Below are 15,648 nucleotides of genomic sequence, written 5' to 3'. Positions count from 1 at the left end.
CGCGCATCGGCGAAAACGGTCTGGAAATTGGCCATACCTGCAAAGACGCTGGCCCCCAGACAGACCATTGCAACGGGCAAGCGCGCAGGCGAAAGCGCCACACCGCGCAGGGCCGCCAAGGTGATGCGCGAGGGGACCTCGGCAATGGGCGTGACCGCATGGGTTTTGACGGCCCTGTTGAGGCCAAAGAACAGCGCCGCGCTGACAAGGCAGGCGATGGCCGTGAGCGTGAAGGCATCACGCACGGAATAGCCTGCGCCCTCAAGTGCGGCGGCAAGAACGGGTGCAAGGCCGAAACCGGCCATCACAAAGAGCGACAGCAAGGTAAAATAGCGGGTTCGCTCATCTGCCGCCACCAGCCGTGTCAGCACGATGGGGCCTAGCGAGTAGGTCAGCCCCCAGCCTAAGCCCAAGAGCAGGCTTGCGCTGATCAGGCCGATGCCGACCGTATCACTGATGGCGTAAAGGTAGAGCGACAGCGCTATCGCGAGACAGGCCCCGCCCAAGGTGCGCAGGCGTCCGAAGAGATCGGACAGATGCCCCGAAAAATAGACCGTCACGATGGTTGAAATCGCCGTCAGCGCCAGCATCGCGCCAACCACTTTTTCGTTGGCCCCGAAACTGTCAAACAGGCGCGGCAACATAAAGGTCAGCCCGTAAGCCCCCGCTTGCAGGAAGATTGCCGAAAAATAGAGAGCGAAGACCATCATCCGCGACATTCTCGGCCTCTGACTTACTTGGGTTATCGCCGCACAGTAGCAGGACGACCGGAACGCGCGAGGGGAAAGTAGGGGGCTGGATGTTAATCCTTGAACACTGCAACCACGCCAATCTGGTTCAAAATGCGTTCCAGCTCGGAGCGGTCCTGATCAAAACTGCCCGCTTTGATCTGGTCGAACCGACGGCGCAGCGCCTTTTTCTCTTCGCCTTTGCAATCATTCCAAGGCCGCCCTTGCAACGCCATATGCAGCACATAGTAGCCGATGAAATGGGGGCGGGACCCGCCTTCCAGCATCTTTGCGTAGGCTGCATCTGCGCCAAGCGTACGCAAGTCTTCGGCTGTGGTGATCCCCACAGCTTTCAATGACGCGGCAAACGCCGGTCCGATATTCTTGATTGAAGTCAGCTCGGCCATGTCGCGATATTAGCGAGGCTGCGAAAAAAGGGCCAGTGAGGTTCCAGACGGCGGATCAGGGAGAACAATCGGTCTGGTGGTGGCCTCACTGGCTATTGGCGCAGGTGGTCCGTCAGATACTCGCGTAATCGGTATAGACGGGCGCTGTCGGCTTGCCCTGTGCCTGCGGTGCCATCGGTGCCGGTTTTGGCGCAGGCGCGGGTGAAGTTGTCTTTGGTGTTGCAGTGGCCATTTGCTGGTCCTTTAGCTTGCTCGTGGGGTTGATGATAAGGACTGGTGGGGTCATTGGACTAGTCTGCTGTGCCCACAAGATGGGGTTGGCGTGACATAAATGTGACCAATTGTGCGGGTTTTAAGACTTCCCACGCTTTGGAGCGGCGCCGCCGCCTTTGCCTAAGCCCTTGCGCGGCTTGGCTTTTCCGCCCGGCGGCACAAAGCGTCTGGATGTATCCTTGGCATTGCCAGCGGGTTTGCCGGTTGGCTTGCCCGCACCCGGTTTGCGGGGCTTGCTGTCGGCGTTGTAAGGCGGTTTGCCTTTACCGGTCGGTTTTTTGCCGTCCGATTTGCCCTTGTAGGGTGGTTTGCTGCGCTTCTCGGTCAGTGCCTCACCGTGGTCGCGGCGCTCGGGTTTATGGCGCGGTTTACGTGCTTTGGTGTCGTCCGCGGCACCGGGGATCGGTTGGATTGCAGGCACGTGATCTTGCTGCGATGGGGGCGGGGCGGCCTGATCGCGCGGGGCGTGGCGTTTGGGTTTATCGCCATAATCACGCTTGGGCTTGTCGCCAAAATCACGCTTGGGCGCGCGTTTCGGGCCATCGTCATAGTCACGCTTGGTTTTGCGCGGACCGCGCTCGCCCAGTTGCGGGGCACCATCCAGCGCGGTCAACGTGGCCTGGTTTTCCAGCTTCATATCGCTGCCGACGCTGTCCAGAAAACCGGGCACAGCGGGGGCCGAGATTTCGATGAAGGTCTCATTTTCCTGAATACGGATCGCGCCGATCTCATTCTTTGTGATCCCGCCTGCCTTGCAGATCATCGGCAAGAGCCAACGCGCCTCGGCCTTGCCTTCACGGCCGATATCGACGCTGAACCATTTGGAGGGGCCAAAGGATTTCACCTCGCGCGGGGCGCGTTCCTTGGCGGCGGGGCCGTCTTTGTATTCGGAAATGAATTCCGGCGCTGATTGCTTGCCAGCATAAAGGCGCAGGTAGGCGGCGGCGATTTTTTCAGGCGCGTGCTGTTCCAGCAGGCGTGCTGCGAATGTGATTTCTTCTTCGGTGAAATCCTCGGACCAGACCGGATCGGTCAGCAGACGCTCTTCGTCTTTGGCCGCAACCTCTTCGGCGGAGGGCGGCAGCGCCCAAGTTGCGGTCAGTTTGCCCCATTTCAGCAGGTTTTCACCGCGCCGTTTCATCTTGGCAGGTACGATCAGCGCAGAAATCCCCTTGCGGCCCGCGCGGCCTGTGCGGCCCGAGCGGTGCAGCAGCGTTTCGGCGTTGGTTGGCAGTTCTGCGTGGATGACCAGTTCGAGGTTGGGCAGGTCAATGCCCCGTGCGGCTACATCGGTGGCCACACATACCTTGGCGCGTCCGTCGCGCATGGCTTGCAGCGCGTTTGAGCGTTCGGATTGCGTGAGTTCACCGGAGAGGGCCACAACCGAGAAGCCACGGTTCGACAGGCGCGTGGTCAGGCGCGTGACCATCGCACGTGTGTTGCAGAAGACGATGGAATTGGGCGCATCGTAGTAGCGAAGCACGTTGACGATGGCCGCGTCGATGTCGTGGTTGGCAACAGTCAGTGCGCGGTATTCGATATCTGCGTGCTGGCTTTCCTTGCTGGTCGTCGCAATCCGGACGGCGTCGCGCTGATAGGATTTGGCCAGTGTCGCAATCATCGGCGGCACGGTGGCTGAAAACATCAGGGTGCGGCGGGTTGCGGGGGCCTGATCAAGAATGAATTCAAGGTCTTCGCGGAAACCCAGATCAAGCATCTCGTCGGCTTCATCCAGCACAATGGCCTTGATTTCGGACAGATCAATCGTGCCGCGCATGATATGGTCGCGCAGACGGCCGGGTGTGGCGACAACGATATGCGCGCCGCGTTCCAGGTGGCGGCGTTCATCACGGAAATCCATACCACCGACACAGGACGCCAGCGTCGCGCCGGCACCGGCGTAAAGCCACTGCAATTCGCGTTTGACCTGCAAGGCCAGTTCGCGTGTGGGCGCAATGATCAGTGCCAGCGGCGCACTCATCGGGCCGAACTGGCCCTCGTCGTTCAGGATGGTCGGGCCAATGGCAAGCCCGAAGCCGACTGTTTTACCGGACCCTGTTTGCGCCGACACGAGAAGGTCCTGACCGACGAGTGCGTCGTCAGTTACAGCCTCCTGTACGGGGGTAAGGTCAGTGTAGCCCTGTTTGGCAAGGGCGTCGGCGAGGGTCGTGATCATATAAAAAGTGCTTTCATGGGCGTTAGACCTGCGCCCTACGCCTGTGTTGGTTGTTTGTATAGGGGGAAATCGGCCATTGCGGCCTCTGTGCATCAGCCTGTGTGTTGGGCAAACCACGCATTAATGCGCGCCTCAAGGGCAGACCAGATTGCAGGTGCGCCTTTTTCAACCTTCACACCGACGCGGGATTGCAGTTGTGCTGCGGTGACGTTGAATTCAGGCCATGTGCCGCCACCGGATTCCAGATTGGCGATCACAGGCTGCACACGGTCAATGGATTTGGCAAAGATGGCGTCGTCGGTTTCAGCCGCTTCGAATTCGTCCCAAAGTGCACGGAAGCTGCGGCCCTGATCTGCGGGGAGCAGGCCAAAAAGACGGTCAGCGGCTGCTTTTTCAATCGCTTCCAGTGCGATGGGATCATGGTTGCCGTGAATGGGGTTATCGCCTGCGTCGATTTCCACAAGATCATGGATGAGGAGCATTTTGATGACGCGGTCGATATTCACGGGGCGATTGGCGTGTTCTGACATGACAAGTGCGTAAAGTGCGATGTGCCAGCTATGTTCGCCGGAATTCTCGCGCCGCGCGCCATCGCAGAGTGTCGTCCCGCGCAGCACAGTCTTGAGTTTGTCGGCCTCGATCAAAAAGGCCAGCTGTGCATCAATACGCGACATCGCCGGATCTAGCCGCGTGAGGGGCGCGAGGGCTGAATGCCCGGCTGCGGGGCGTCATTATCGGCGTCGTCCGATTGAAGGAATTCATCAAGCGAGTTCAGGACATCCGCAAATGCGGCATCTTCTTCTGATTCCGGTGCCGCCGGTGCTTCTTTCGCAGGGGTTTGCGTTGTGGCGCCGCCCATTGCGATCGACTCCGAGGATGAACGGGGTTTGTCGCCATCTGCTAGAAGCCGCGATTTACCCCGCGTCGGTTTGCCCGCACGTTCCGCCAGAAGTTTGCGCGCGCGTGCTTCGGCGCGCCTGACGCGCACCGCCGTCAGAAACGCCTCTTGCAGGGTTTGCGACGACGAACCGAGGATTTCGCCGATGGTATCGACGATGTTGTCATCCCCGTTGACCCGTGCATCTTCAAGGGCAAGGTCGGCAATTTCACCGGCAACGCGTTCGAGATAGCTATCGGCCATGGTTAGCGTGTGTTCTCTGTCAAGCGGCGGCGCACATAGGTGCGCACAGTGTCGATCATCGGGTCCATGTGAGGGTCTTCAAAGAAGTGCCCGGCACCTTCCATCACGTCGTGGGTGACAGTGATACCCTTTTGCTCGTGCAATTTGTTCACAAGGTTCACCGTATCCGCAGGCGGGGCCACGCGGTCGTTCGAGCCGTTGATGATAAGCCCCGAAGACGGGCAGGGGGCGAGGAAGCTGAAGTCATACATATTCGCAGGGGGGCTGACCGAGATGAAACCCGTAATCTCTGGGCGGCGCATCAAAAGCTGCATGCCGATCCATGCCCCGAACGAGAAACCCGCCACCCAGCAATGTTTTGCGTTGTTGTTCATGGATTGCAGATAATCCAGCGCGGAGGCCGCATCCGAAAGCTCGCCAACCCCTTGGTCGTATTCACCCTGCGACCGCCCGACGCCGCGGAAGTTGAACCGCAGGACCGTAAAGCCCATGTTGTAGAACGCATAGTGCAGGTTATAGACGACGCGGTTGTTCATTGTTCCGCCAAACTGCGGATGCGGGTGAAGAACAATCGCAATCGGCGCGTCCCGGTCTTTTTGCGGGTGATAGCGCCCCTCAAGGCGACCTTCTGGACCAGGAAAAATGACTTCGGGCATGGTATTTCCGTTGCTGCTGTCGGTGACTTCACATTCTTGACGAAAATGCTCGGACACCTTAGAAAGATTCTAAACTCGGGCGCGGGCCCATGTTGTCGTGGTCAAAGTGACCTAATGACGCCAGCCTGCGTCGTCAATGTAATTGCGCCTGTTTATCTGGGGAAAGCCAATGAAATTAAGCACGAAGGGCCGCTATGCGATGGTTGCTTTGGCAGATTTGGCGTTGCAGCCTGAAAATGCGCTGGTCAATCTGACCGAGATTTCCAAACGGCAGGACATTTCACTGCCCTATCTGGAGCAGCTTTTTGTCAAGTTGCGCCGCGCGGGACTGGTTGATTCTGTGCGTGGACCGGGGGGCGGGTACCGCCTTGCGCGGCCTGCGTCGGACATTCGCGTGGTCGAAATTCTGGGTGCTGTGGATGAAACCGTATCGGCGATGCACAAAGGGGCGGGCGCCTCGGGTGGGGCGTCGGGATCGCGTGCGCAATCCATGACGAACCGCTTGTGGGAGGGGCTGAGCGCGCATGTCTATGTGTTCCTGCACCAGGCCCGCCTGTCCGATGTGGTCAGCAACGAGCTTGCCCCTTGCCCTGCTGTACCGGCGTTGTTCGAAGTTGTTGATGAAGAGACTTAAGGGGGCGCTGCCCCCGCGCGTTCCGCGCTCCCCCGGAGTATTTTTGGCAAGATGATGAGATGAGAACCTATCTGGATCATAATGCGACAACCCCGTTGCGGGCCGAGGCGCGTACCGCGATGCTGGCGGCCATGGATGTGGTTGGCAATCCGTCGTCCGTGCATGCCGAGGGGCGCGCGGCCAAAGGGGTTGTTGAAACGGCGCGTCAGCAGATTGCCGAGGCTGTGGGCGCATCGGGTGCGGATGTGGTCTTTACATCAGGCGCGACAGAGGCAGCGGCGCTGGCTTTGGCGGGGCGGGGGTTGAAGGCTGCCCCGATTGAACATGACGCCGTCCATGCCTGGGTTGATCCTTGTCTGGCCGTTGTGGATGGCGCAGTGCAGGTGGATGATCCTGCCGGATCCTGCGTGCAACTGGCCAATTCGGAAACCGGCATTGTGCAGGATTTGCCGCAGGGATTGGCAGTCAGCGACATCACCCAAGGGTTTGGCAAAGTGCCTTTCGCCTTTTCGTGGTCCGGCGTGCAGATGGTGTTCCTGTCGGCGCATAAATTTGGTGGCCCCAAAGGCGTGGGTGCGCTGATCTTCCCGCAAGGCACGGATATCGCAGCACAAATCAAGGGCGGCGGACAGGAAATGGGCCGTCGGTCGGGCACCGAAAACGTGGTGGCGATTGCCGGAATGGGGGCTGCTGCAGTCGCGGCACAGGCCGATCTGGCGGCTGGAAAATGGGAGCGGGTTGCCAAACTTAGAAATATTCTAGAAAGAGCCATTGAGGCATCTGAAAAGAGCACTATTTTTGTCGGGAAAGGGTCGCAGCGTTTGCCGAACACAAGCTGTTTTGCCTCTCCGGGCTGGAAGGGTGAAACGCAGGTGATGGCGATGGATCTGGCTGGATTTGCTGTTTCGGCGGGCTCTGCCTGTTCGAGCGGCAAGGTCAAGACAAGCCGGGTGCTGCAGGCGCTGGGACTGGACGATGAGGTGGCATCAAGCGCAATCCGCGTGTCACTGGGCATCGAAACGACTGAGGATGAGGTTTTGCGCTTTGCGCAGGCCTGGAGCGAAAAACGGGCGCGGCGCAGGGCCGCTTGAGAGGATGAAAAGATGACAGCTTTGGATACCGTCGAGGTCAAAGAAGGCGTTGATCAGGAGACCGTGGATGCGGTCAAGGAACTCTCTGGCAACTATAAATACGGCTGGAACACCGAAATCGAGATGGAATACGCCCCCAAAGGCGTAAACCCCGATATCGTGCGTCTGATTTCGTCGAAAAACAAAGAGCCCGAGTGGATGACCGAGTGGCGTTTGTCGGCCTTCACCCGCTGGGAAAAGATGGATGAGCCCAAATGGGCGATGGTGAATTATCCTGACATCGATTTTCAGGACATCTATTACTACGCGCGTCCGAAAAGCATGGAAGAAAAGCCCAAGTCCTTGGACGACGTCGATCCCAAGCTCTTGGCGACATACGAAAAGCTGGGCATCCCGCTGAAAGAGCAGATGATCCTGGCCGGTGTCGAAGGGGCCGAGGATGCCCCTGCCGAGGGCCGCAAGGTGGCTGTCGATGCGGTTTTTGATTCTGTATCGGTGGGTACGACTTTCCAGAAGGAGCTGGAAAAGGCGGGCGTGATTTTCTGCTCGATCTCCGAGGCAATTGAAAAGCACCCCGAGCTGGTCAAGAAGTATCTGGGCACCGTGGTGCCGCCATCGGACAATTTCTATGCCACGCTGAATTCCGCTGTGTTTTCAGATGGTTCCTTTGTGTATATCCCACCGGGTGTGCGCTGCCCGATGGAGCTTTCGACCTATTTCCGCATCAATGCCGAGAATACCGGACAGTTCGAGCGTACGCTGATTATCGCTGATAAGGGCTCTTACGTGTCCTACCTTGAAGGCTGTACAGCGCCCAAGCGCGATGTGGCCCAGCTGCACGCGGCTGTCGTGGAAATCATCGTCGAGGAAGATGCAGAGGTGAAATATTCCACCGTGCAGAACTGGTATCCCGGTGATGAAAACGGGGTGGGCGGCATCTACAACTTTGTGACCAAGCGCGCCGATTGCCGTGGCGACCGGTCAAAGGTGATGTGGACCCAAGTGGAAACAGGTTCAGCCGTGACCTGGAAATATCCAAGCTGCATCTTGCGCGGCGATGACAGTCAGGGTGAGTTCTATTCCATCGCGATTGCCAACAACATGCAGCAGGCCGATACTGGCACAAAGATGATCCACCTTGGCAAAAATACCAAGTCGCGGATCGTGTCCAAGGGGATTTCTGCAGGCAAGGCGCAGAACACCTATCGTGGTCTGGTGTCGATGCATCCCAAGGCCACGAAATCGCGCAACTACACGCAGTGTGACAGCCTTTTGATTGGCGACAAATGCGGTGCGCACACCGTGCCCTATATCGAGGTCAAGAATAACTCGTCCCGGGTCGAACATGAGGCGACGACATCCAAGGTGGATGATGATCAGCTCTTCTATTGCCGTTCGCGCGGCATGGATGAGGAAGAGGCGGTCGCGCTGGTCGTGAACGGGTTCTGTAAGGAAGTGCTGCAAGCGCTGCCGATGGAATTCGCGATGGAAGCGCAGGCGCTGGTCGCGATTTCGCTGGAAGGGTCTGTCGGCTAAATATGCTTCCCCTGCGTCAACATAACTGTCGTGACCTTGTCACGCTGTGGCCCATTTCTTGCCCCAGTTTACTGTCATTAAGCATTGAGAAATGTTTTGGTGGGGCAGTGGCCTATGGCGACGCGGAAGTACGATATCAACGATTTCAACGCGCGTGTGAAGAACATCAAGAACCCGCGCAACAAGTCGTACTACGACCCCGACCTGGGGATGCACATCCCCAAGCGCGTCACACGCGAAAAGATCGCAAAGCCGCAGGAACCATCGTTTCTGGGCAAGTTTATCGTCTCGATGATCATCGGGGCGCTGGCGTTGCTGTTCGCGCAAGTCATACGAATCCGCTATTTCGGCCTGATCGAACAAAGCGATGTGGTGTTCTATCTGGACCTGTTCATCGCGTTCTGGGCGATGGTGCTGTTTTCGGCCATGCTGGACCGGCGCAAGGTGGTGGAGCGGTTCGCGCAGGTGGCGGGTATCGCAGTGATGCTGACCGCAGGGCACAACCTGATCTGGCGCTGGCCCGAACCCATGGCGATGATCTATACCGCAGAATACGTGGATCAGATCATGGACGTCACAACACAACATTCTGTTGTGTATCGCGGGACCGTTTTCGGCCTGTAAACCCACTCTATCGCAATGCGAAAACCCTGCGCGGCTTGGTCCGTCGCGGGGTAATTCGCGTTGGCGCAACACATTCATCTTCAGGAGAATAAAATGCTGGAAATCAAAGGCCTAGAGGTCAAACTGGAAGAAGAAGACAAGCAGATCCTGAAAGGCGTGGACCTGTCGGTCGCACCGGGAACCGTGCATGCGATCATGGGGCCAAACGGGTCTGGCAAATCGACCCTGTCCTATGTGCTGTCAGGCAAGGATGGCTATGAGGTCACGGCTGGATCAGCGACGCTTGAGGGGCAGGACTTGCTGGATATGGAACCCGAAGAGCGGGCGGCTTGTGGTCTTTTCCTTGCGTTCCAGTACCCTGTGGAAATACCTGGCGTGGGCAACATGACCTTCCTGCGCACGGCTGTGAACGCACAGCGCAAAGCGCGTGGTGAGGACGAGTTGAGCGCCGCAGATTTCCTCAAAGAGGTGCGCGAAAAAGCCAAGAGCCTGAAGATCGACGCTGAAATGCTGAAGCGTCCGGTGAATGTCGGCTTCTCCGGTGGTGAGAAAAAGCGCAATGAAATCCTGCAGATGGCGATGCTCGAACCCAAGATGTGCATCCTTGACGAGACTGATTCCGGCCTTGACGTGGATGCCATGAAACTGGTGGCAGACGGTGTGAACGCGCTGCGCTCGGAAGGGCGGTCGTTCCTTGTGATTACCCACTACCAGCGTCTGCTGGATCACATTAAGCCCGATATCGTGCATATCATGGCCGATGGCCGGATCATCAAATCCGGTGGTCCCGAGCTGGCGCTTGAGGTTGAAAACAACGGCTATGCAGACATTCTGTCCGAGGTGGCCTAATGGCACTGGCACAGTTGAAAATTGATACAACAGCGGCCCGCCTGGCCGATATTACGTTGCCGCAAGGGGCTGCGTGGGGCAATGCCGCGCGGGCCGATGCTTTGGCGCGTGTGCGCCAGATGGGCCTGCCGACCAAGCGTGACGAATACTGGAAGTATACCGATCCGACATCGTTGACTGCCGTGGATGCGCCAGAGGCCGCGCTGTTCGGCAGCGATGAAGCGCCGCTTTTTGACACGGTTGACCGTGTGAAAATCGTTTTTGTAGACGGTGTGTTTGATGCGGAGGCGTCCGACGATCTTGAGGCTGAAGGTCTTGAGATCGAACGGCTTTCTGATGCGATGGCAACAGATATCCATTGGGCCAAGGACCTCTATGGTGTTCTGGAAACGCGCGGTCAGAAACCTGTGGCGCGGCCTTTGGCGACACTGAACACGGCCCTTGCCACCGATGGCGTCGTGATCCGTGTCACAGGCAAGGCTACAAAGCCCATAAACTTGATCTACCTGCACAATGACCCCGCCTCTGACGCGATCCTGCACAATGTGGTGAAGGTCGAGGCGGGTGCCGAGATGACCTTGCTGGAAACCGGCCCCGCTGCTGCGCGGTTTTCCAAGCTGCTGGAAGTGGAAGTTGCCGAAGGCGGCAAATTCAACCACGTCCGCGCGCAGGGGCGTGACCATGAACGCCGTGCTGTAACGCATTGTTTTGCAAGGATTGCAGCGGATTCTGTCTTCAAGTCCTTCACGCTTACCTTCAACGGGGTGCTGACGCGCAACGAATGTGTGCTCGAGCTTGTTGGCGATGATGCTGTCGCCCATGTGGCGGGGGTCTGTGTCGGTGACGGCAAGGATTTCCATCATGACGACACCGTTTTCATCACCCATGACGCGCTGAACGGTGAAAGCCGTCAGGTGTTCAAAAAGGTGCTCCGCAACGGTGCGACTGGCGTGTTCCAAGGAAAGATCTTGGTCAAGGAAGGCGCGCAGAAGACCGATGGCTACCAGATCAGCCAGTCGCTTTTGCTGGATGATGACAGCCAGTTCCTTGCCAAGCCGGAGCTTGAGATTTACGCCGATGATGTGGCCTGTTCGCATGGTTCCACCTCGGGTGCGATTGATGAAACTGCCTTGTTTTATCTGCGCTCGCGCGGTGTGCCACATGACGAGGCACGCAATCTTTTGACCCTGTCGTTCCTGGCCGAGGCGCTGGAGGAGATCGAGGACGAGACCCTGGCAGAAGACTTGCGCGACCGGCTTGAAGGCTGGCTGGCGCGGCACCGGTAATGCCTGTCACAAACGACATTGTGCGGACGTGGCGCAGGCCGCGCGCCGTGATGCGTGACCTGCTGGATCAAGGGCGGCGCGAAGACCGGGCGATCATGTATCTGATGGTCAGTTGTTTTCTGATCTTTGTCGCGCAATGGCCCCGTTTGCGTCGGGTGGCGGAAGGGTTTGAACCCTCGCCGTTTCCGCCAGATATGAATTTCGAAGGGATGATGACCTATACTTTCTTCGGGTCGGTGATCATCTTGCCTTTGATGATGTATGGGATCGCGGCGCTGTCGCATCTTGTCGCAAAGGTGCTGGGCGGGCAGGGTACATGGTTCGGGGCGCGGTTGGCGCTGTTTTGGACGATGCTGGCGACCACGCCGATGTTTTTGTTCTACGGTCTGGTGCGCGGCCTGATCGGCCATGGCACACAGGCCGTTCTTGTGGGTGCGATCGGGGCAATTGCTTTCGTTATCGTTTGGATACAATGCTTGCGCGAGGCGGAAAGCAGATCATGACAGTTGATTTTCAAACCTGGATGCGGGCGGTCTGGACCAGCATCATGGACCCGTCAGAGAGCGCACGCAAAGCGCTTGCGATGGACATACCTGTGCAGGCGCTTTGGACAGGGCTGGCACTTGTCGCGGTGCTGAATGTGATCCTTGTGGCGTTGTTGCAGTTGATAACGCCAATGCCGCAAGCGATGCAGGATCAAGGCTTTGCACTTTCGCCCTTTGGTTTCTTTGCGATCATCGGCATCTTTTTCGTCCTGTTTGTCTACGGCATTTTCTATGCAGGCCGGATGATCGGCGGCCAAGGCAGCTTGCAGGCGACCTTGACCATTGTCGTTTGGTTTCAGGCGATCAGTCTCACGCTTGAGGCGATCCAGTTCGCTCTGGTCCTTGTCAGCCCGTCGATCGGGTCGATCTTTGGTTTGCTGACGCTTGGTGCTTTGATCTGGTGTTTCATGAATTTTATCAACGTCTTGCACGGGTTTGATAATCTCGGCAAAGCCCTGGGTGCGATTGTGCTGGCCCTGATCGGGACCGCCCTGATCTCGGGCATCATTTTGGCTGTTCTGGGCGTAGGTCCGACAGGAGGTATGGCATGAGCTATGACATCAATAAAATCCGGTCCGATTTTCCGATCTTGTCGCGTGAGGTGAACAACAAGCCTCTGGTCTATCTCGACAATGGCGCATCGGCCCAGAAACCGCAGGTAGTGATTGATGCGGTCACCCGCGGCTATGCCGAGGAATACGCCAACGTGCACCGTGGTTTGCACTACCTCAGCAACCTGTCGACCGAGCGCTATGAAGGCGTGCGCGGGATCATCGCGCGCTTTCTGAACGCGCCTTCCGAAGATGATATCATCATCAATTCCGGCACGACCGAGGGCATCAATATGGTGGCCTATGGCTGGGCCATGCCGCATATGGAGGCGGGCGATGAGATTGTCCTGTCGATCATGGAGCACCACGCCAATATCGTGCCGTGGCATTTCCTGCGTGAACGGCAGGGTGTGGTGATCAAATGGGTCGATGTGGATGCCAACGGCGATCTGGACCCCCAGAAAGTGATTGATGCGATCGGTCCAAAGACCAAGCTGGTGGCAATCACCCATATGTCCAACGTGCTGGGTACTGTCGTTGACGTCAAAACCATCACCGCCGGTGCCCATGCCAAAGGCGTGCCTGTGCTGGTGGATGGCAGCCAGGCCGCCGTGCATATGCCGGTGGATGTGGCAGACATCGGGTGTGATTTCTATGCGGTGACGGGCCATAAACTCTACGGTCCGTCAGGGTCGGGCGCGATCTATGTGCGCAAGGAACGGATGGCCGAAATGCGCCCCTTCATGGGCGGCGGTGACATGATCCGCGATGTGACGCGCGATACGGTCACATGGAATGATCCGCCGATGAAGTTTGAAGCGGGCACGCCGGGGATTGTGCAGACAATCGGGCTTGGCGTGGCGCTGGAATACATGATGGACGTAGGCATGGACGCGATTGCCGCCCATGAGCGTGGCTTGCGCGACTATGCACGCGACCGTTTGGGGGGCCTGAACTGGCTCAGCGTACAGGGGCAATCCGCGACCAAGGGCGCTATCTTCTCGTTCACGCTGGAAGGTGCGGCGCATGCGCATGATATCTCGACCGTGTTGGACAAGAAAGGTGTTGCTGTGCGCGCAGGCACCCATTGCGCGATGCCGTTGATGGAACACATGGGGGTGGGCGCGACCTGCCGGGCATCTTTTGGGATGTATAACACCACCGATGAGGTGGATGTGCTGATCGACGCGCTGGAACTTTGCCACGATCTATTTGCGTAAGGTGGATCTTGATCCACCTTACCTGACTTTGCCGTTGCGACCCACATTCACCGTCGCTATAGACACCCATAAGCACCCGTAGCTCAGCTGGATAGAGCGCTGCCCTCCGAAGGCAGAAGTCAAGGCTGGTGATGCTTGGTTGTGTTGGAAGAAAGAAGTGACTAAACAACGGTTTGAGCGAATGTCGGGTTTGCTCTTCATGCCGACGAAATTCTCGCGTAAGCATGGCGTAAGCATCTCGCGAACGGTATGCACCCGTAGCTCAGCTGGATAGAGCGCTGCCCTCCGAAGGCAGAGGCCAGAGGTTCGAATCCTCTCGGGTGCGCCAAAAAACAATATAAATCAATAACTTGCACTTCCGCGCGTTTGTGGGCCTAGTGCTTACGTGGGAAATTCGCGTAAGCAGTGCAATCGCGGCAGTGAGCTGAAGCTGTATCGATAACCCATCGAATCTTTAGCGCGTGCTCCTGGTCGAAGGCGTGTGACTCCAGCGTTCCTGCTTGCATCGCCTTCTTTCATCTCGCCAAGTATCGCATCGAGAAAGACGCAGCTGCTGGTTCCGGCAAGCACAGCAGGGATATGGCGGCGGACGACAGTTTCGTGTGCACTGTGTGTGCAACGTGTCGTCGTAGAGGGGCAAATTCTGGCACACTGCGCCGTAATATAGCGTGGTCATATTCGCCGCGAGCATTTTGCCAAATGAAGAATATCTACTATAAAACAATATGTTGGAATGAGAGGCGGCCCAATGATGGATTGGACGGGTTTGCTATCAAATTCAAATGGTTAATTGAAGTCGTGTGCAACATATGTGCAACGTGAAATCGCCCTCTGGCGCGATCTGTCGTGTGTTTGGCGGTTGGGTGAGCTTGATCAAATCGAAGGGTGCTGAAAACGGAAGGCCTTGGGAGCCTGGCTAACCCCGCAACGGCATCTGGTCATTCGTCCTGCGCCACGCGGATCAAAAATTTAGAGAGTGTAAGGTCGGCTTGATGTTGGTCGACGCCCATCCTCGTTGGCCTTGGGACACCCATTTTGAACCCATTGCTGGCACAAAACATTTGACTTGCAATGTAGCTTGGTCAGCTATTTGATAAAAAAAATCTGCAAGGGCCCTGTAATTTGAGAAATCTGTCTGAATGGTATGATGTCGCGAACACAGCGGTTGAGAAGGAAAAGCACCTCCACAGCTTTAACCACAAAAGATTTACTGATGGAACTTTGGCCGGGGCTAGCCGAGGCAACCTTCTTGAGGATGCCTATGACCGATTTGAGTCCCATTTGGCTTCGAAGCCGACGGCATACGTAGACCCAGATGATGCGATATATGATTTTGCCAAAGATGAGGTTGACAATATCGCGGCTGGTTCGGTCCGTTGGCAAGACGCTGCGGCCTACTCTGGCACTGAAACGCTGGGGGTAAGTAAGTTTGCGGCTCTCAAAAGTCTCGATTTTGTGAAAGACAACATGAGTCAGATTGGGTATCGGAATGTCATTTTTGGCGACTTTATTAGGGACATCGACCGAGCGTACGATGCCACCAGCTACAAGTTGCGCCCAGCGAACCAATTCAAGGTTGCTGCGAAGCGGAAGATTGATGCTGCAATTAAGGCTCATTTGAGCTCGCCAACTGTCCCTGTATCACCCGGCGGAACAACTGGCGCTCGGACCGGGTCACCTGTAGGGATGACAACCCTTAGCTCGGTAGTGCCAACAGGGTTTGGTGATAGCCCCATGTGGCTTACTACACCGGAATCAATTCAAGTCGACCGATCTACTCCCCCGCCTGATCTTCCCGAGGATGTGACGGTCCGATCTGGATATGCCGCAGGGATGAAAGAAGCACTTGGACTCTTGAACGGAGCTGAACTCAAGCGAGATCAAACCAGAATGGCAGAGGTGATGTCGCGAGACCCGTCCGCAACGGCTCC

Annotated in this window: 16 protein-coding genes and 1 tRNA gene; 11 read left to right on the top strand and 6 right to left on the bottom strand. The window is 57.2% G+C overall.

Annotated elements, in window-relative coordinates; translation table 11 throughout:
* From VGP75_RS00580 to VGP75_RS00555, 6 genes are all read right to left on the bottom strand, one after another.
* Positions 1 to 719 (bottom strand): MFS transporter (locus tag VGP75_RS00580; protein ID WP_327541792.1); only part of this gene is annotated, 719 nt, incomplete at its 3' end.
* Between the two features lie 83 nt (positions 720 to 802).
* Positions 803 to 1,135, bottom strand: a complete 333-nt coding sequence (locus tag VGP75_RS00575) for a TfoX/Sxy family protein (protein ID WP_327541791.1) — start codon at positions 1,133 to 1,135, stop codon at positions 803 to 805.
* Between the two features lie 352 nt (positions 1,136 to 1,487).
* Positions 1,488 to 3,584, bottom strand: a complete 2,097-nt coding sequence (locus VGP75_RS00570) for a DEAD/DEAH box helicase (RefSeq protein WP_327541790.1) — start codon at positions 3,582 to 3,584, stop codon at positions 1,488 to 1,490.
* Positions 3,585 to 3,676: 92 nt separating this feature from the next.
* Complete coding sequence (locus tag VGP75_RS00565; RefSeq protein ID WP_327541789.1) at positions 3,677 to 4,258, bottom strand: HD domain-containing protein; 582 nt, start codon at positions 4,256 to 4,258, stop codon at positions 3,677 to 3,679.
* Between the two features lie 8 nt (positions 4,259 to 4,266).
* Entirely contained in the window at positions 4,267 to 4,725 is a 459-nt protein-coding gene (locus tag VGP75_RS00560) for a hypothetical protein (protein ID WP_327541788.1), read from the bottom strand.
* Positions 4,726 to 4,727: 2 nt separating this feature from the next.
* Positions 4,728 to 5,381: an alpha/beta hydrolase gene (locus tag VGP75_RS00555; RefSeq protein WP_055292934.1), complete on the bottom strand. Its 654-nt coding sequence runs from the start codon at positions 5,379 to 5,381 to the stop codon at positions 4,728 to 4,730.
* 169 nt (positions 5,382 to 5,550) lie between these two features.
* Between VGP75_RS00555 and iscR the strand changes: the two genes are divergently transcribed.
* From iscR to VGP75_RS00500, 11 genes are all read left to right on the top strand, one after another.
* On the top strand, positions 5,551 to 6,015 hold the full coding sequence (gene iscR / locus VGP75_RS00550; RefSeq protein WP_055292933.1) for a Fe-S cluster assembly transcriptional regulator IscR: 465 nt from the start codon (positions 5,551 to 5,553) through the stop codon (positions 6,013 to 6,015).
* Between the two features lie 59 nt (positions 6,016 to 6,074).
* A complete protein-coding gene (locus VGP75_RS00545; protein ID WP_327541787.1) occupies positions 6,075 to 7,106 on the top strand; it encodes a cysteine desulfurase family protein in 1,032 nt (343 codons plus the stop codon).
* Positions 7,107 to 7,118: 12 nt separating this feature from the next.
* Entirely contained in the window at positions 7,119 to 8,642 is a 1,524-nt protein-coding gene (gene sufB / locus VGP75_RS00540; RefSeq protein WP_327541786.1) for a Fe-S cluster assembly protein SufB, read from the top strand.
* A gap of 114 nt (positions 8,643 to 8,756) precedes the next feature.
* Positions 8,757 to 9,266, top strand: a complete 510-nt coding sequence (locus VGP75_RS00535) for a hypothetical protein (protein WP_327541785.1) — start codon at positions 8,757 to 8,759, stop codon at positions 9,264 to 9,266.
* 93 nt (positions 9,267 to 9,359) lie between these two features.
* Positions 9,360 to 10,115 carry a Fe-S cluster assembly ATPase SufC gene (gene sufC / locus VGP75_RS00530; RefSeq protein ID WP_327541784.1) on the top strand — a complete coding sequence of 252 codons (756 nt, stop codon included), beginning with the start codon at positions 9,360 to 9,362 and terminating at the stop codon, positions 10,113 to 10,115.
* The gene (locus VGP75_RS00525) at positions 10,115 to 11,401 is read left to right on the top strand and encodes a SufB/SufD family protein (RefSeq protein WP_327541783.1); all 1,287 of its coding nucleotides are present in this window, start codon (positions 10,115 to 10,117) and stop codon (positions 11,399 to 11,401) included. Before sufC ends, VGP75_RS00525 begins: the two co-directional genes overlap by 1 nt.
* Positions 11,401 to 11,904, top strand: coding sequence for a YIP1 family protein (locus VGP75_RS00520; protein ID WP_327541782.1), 504 nt, complete (start codon positions 11,401 to 11,403; stop codon positions 11,902 to 11,904). The genes VGP75_RS00525 and VGP75_RS00520 overlap by 1 nt, the downstream gene beginning before the upstream one ends.
* Complete coding sequence (locus tag VGP75_RS00515) at positions 11,901 to 12,497, top strand: YIP1 family protein (protein WP_327541781.1); 597 nt, start codon at positions 11,901 to 11,903, stop codon at positions 12,495 to 12,497. Before VGP75_RS00520 ends, VGP75_RS00515 begins: the two co-directional genes overlap by 4 nt.
* Complete coding sequence (locus tag VGP75_RS00510) at positions 12,494 to 13,717, top strand: cysteine desulfurase (RefSeq protein WP_327541780.1); 1,224 nt, start codon at positions 12,494 to 12,496, stop codon at positions 13,715 to 13,717. Before VGP75_RS00515 ends, VGP75_RS00510 begins: the two co-directional genes overlap by 4 nt.
* A 251-nt stretch (positions 13,718 to 13,968) precedes the next feature.
* A tRNA-Arg gene (locus VGP75_RS00505) sits at positions 13,969 to 14,045 on the top strand.
* Positions 14,046 to 14,839: 794 nt separating this feature from the next.
* On the top strand, positions 14,840 to 15,648 hold an 809-nt coding region (locus VGP75_RS00500; RefSeq protein ID WP_327541779.1), incomplete at its 3' end, for a hypothetical protein.

It is taken from the genome of Yoonia sp. (genome assembly GCF_036007805.1).
GTDB lineage: Bacteria > Pseudomonadota > Alphaproteobacteria > Rhodobacterales > Rhodobacteraceae > Yoonia.
Note: the sequence above shows the minus strand (reverse complement) of the source record. Positions and strands in the feature narration are given on the sequence as shown.

What these genes read in the sequence shown, in the direction of transcription:
- sufB (WP_327541786.1), top strand. Translation starts at nt 7,119, where the DNA reads ATGACAGCTTTGGATACCGTCGAGGTCAAAGAAGGCGTTGATCAGGAG.
- VGP75_RS00575 (WP_327541791.1), bottom strand. Translation starts at nt 1,135, where the DNA reads ATGGCCGAGCTGACTTCAATCAAGAATATCGGACCGGCGTTTGCCGCG.
- VGP75_RS00545 (WP_327541787.1), top strand. Translation starts at nt 6,075, where the DNA reads ATGAGAACCTATCTGGATCATAATGCGACAACCCCGTTGCGGGCCGAG.
- VGP75_RS00510 (WP_327541780.1), top strand. Translation starts at nt 12,494, where the DNA reads ATGAGCTATGACATCAATAAAATCCGGTCCGATTTTCCGATCTTGTCG.
- VGP75_RS00570 (WP_327541790.1), bottom strand. Translation starts at nt 3,584, where the DNA reads ATGATCACGACCCTCGCCGACGCCCTTGCCAAACAGGGCTACACTGAC.
- sufC (WP_327541784.1), top strand. Translation starts at nt 9,360, where the DNA reads ATGCTGGAAATCAAAGGCCTAGAGGTCAAACTGGAAGAAGAAGACAAG.
- VGP75_RS00555 (WP_055292934.1), bottom strand. Translation starts at nt 5,381, where the DNA reads ATGCCCGAAGTCATTTTTCCTGGTCCAGAAGGTCGCCTTGAGGGGCGC.
- VGP75_RS00535 (WP_327541785.1), top strand. Translation starts at nt 8,757, where the DNA reads ATGGCGACGCGGAAGTACGATATCAACGATTTCAACGCGCGTGTGAAG.
- VGP75_RS00515 (WP_327541781.1), top strand. Translation starts at nt 11,901, where the DNA reads ATGACAGTTGATTTTCAAACCTGGATGCGGGCGGTCTGGACCAGCATC.
- VGP75_RS00520 (WP_327541782.1), top strand. Translation starts at nt 11,401, where the DNA reads ATGCCTGTCACAAACGACATTGTGCGGACGTGGCGCAGGCCGCGCGCC.
- VGP75_RS00565 (WP_327541789.1), bottom strand. Translation starts at nt 4,258, where the DNA reads ATGTCGCGTATTGATGCACAGCTGGCCTTTTTGATCGAGGCCGACAAA.
- VGP75_RS00560 (WP_327541788.1), bottom strand. Translation starts at nt 4,725, where the DNA reads ATGGCCGATAGCTATCTCGAACGCGTTGCCGGTGAAATTGCCGACCTT.
- iscR (WP_055292933.1), top strand. Translation starts at nt 5,551, where the DNA reads ATGAAATTAAGCACGAAGGGCCGCTATGCGATGGTTGCTTTGGCAGAT.
- VGP75_RS00525 (WP_327541783.1), top strand. Translation starts at nt 10,115, where the DNA reads ATGGCACTGGCACAGTTGAAAATTGATACAACAGCGGCCCGCCTGGCC.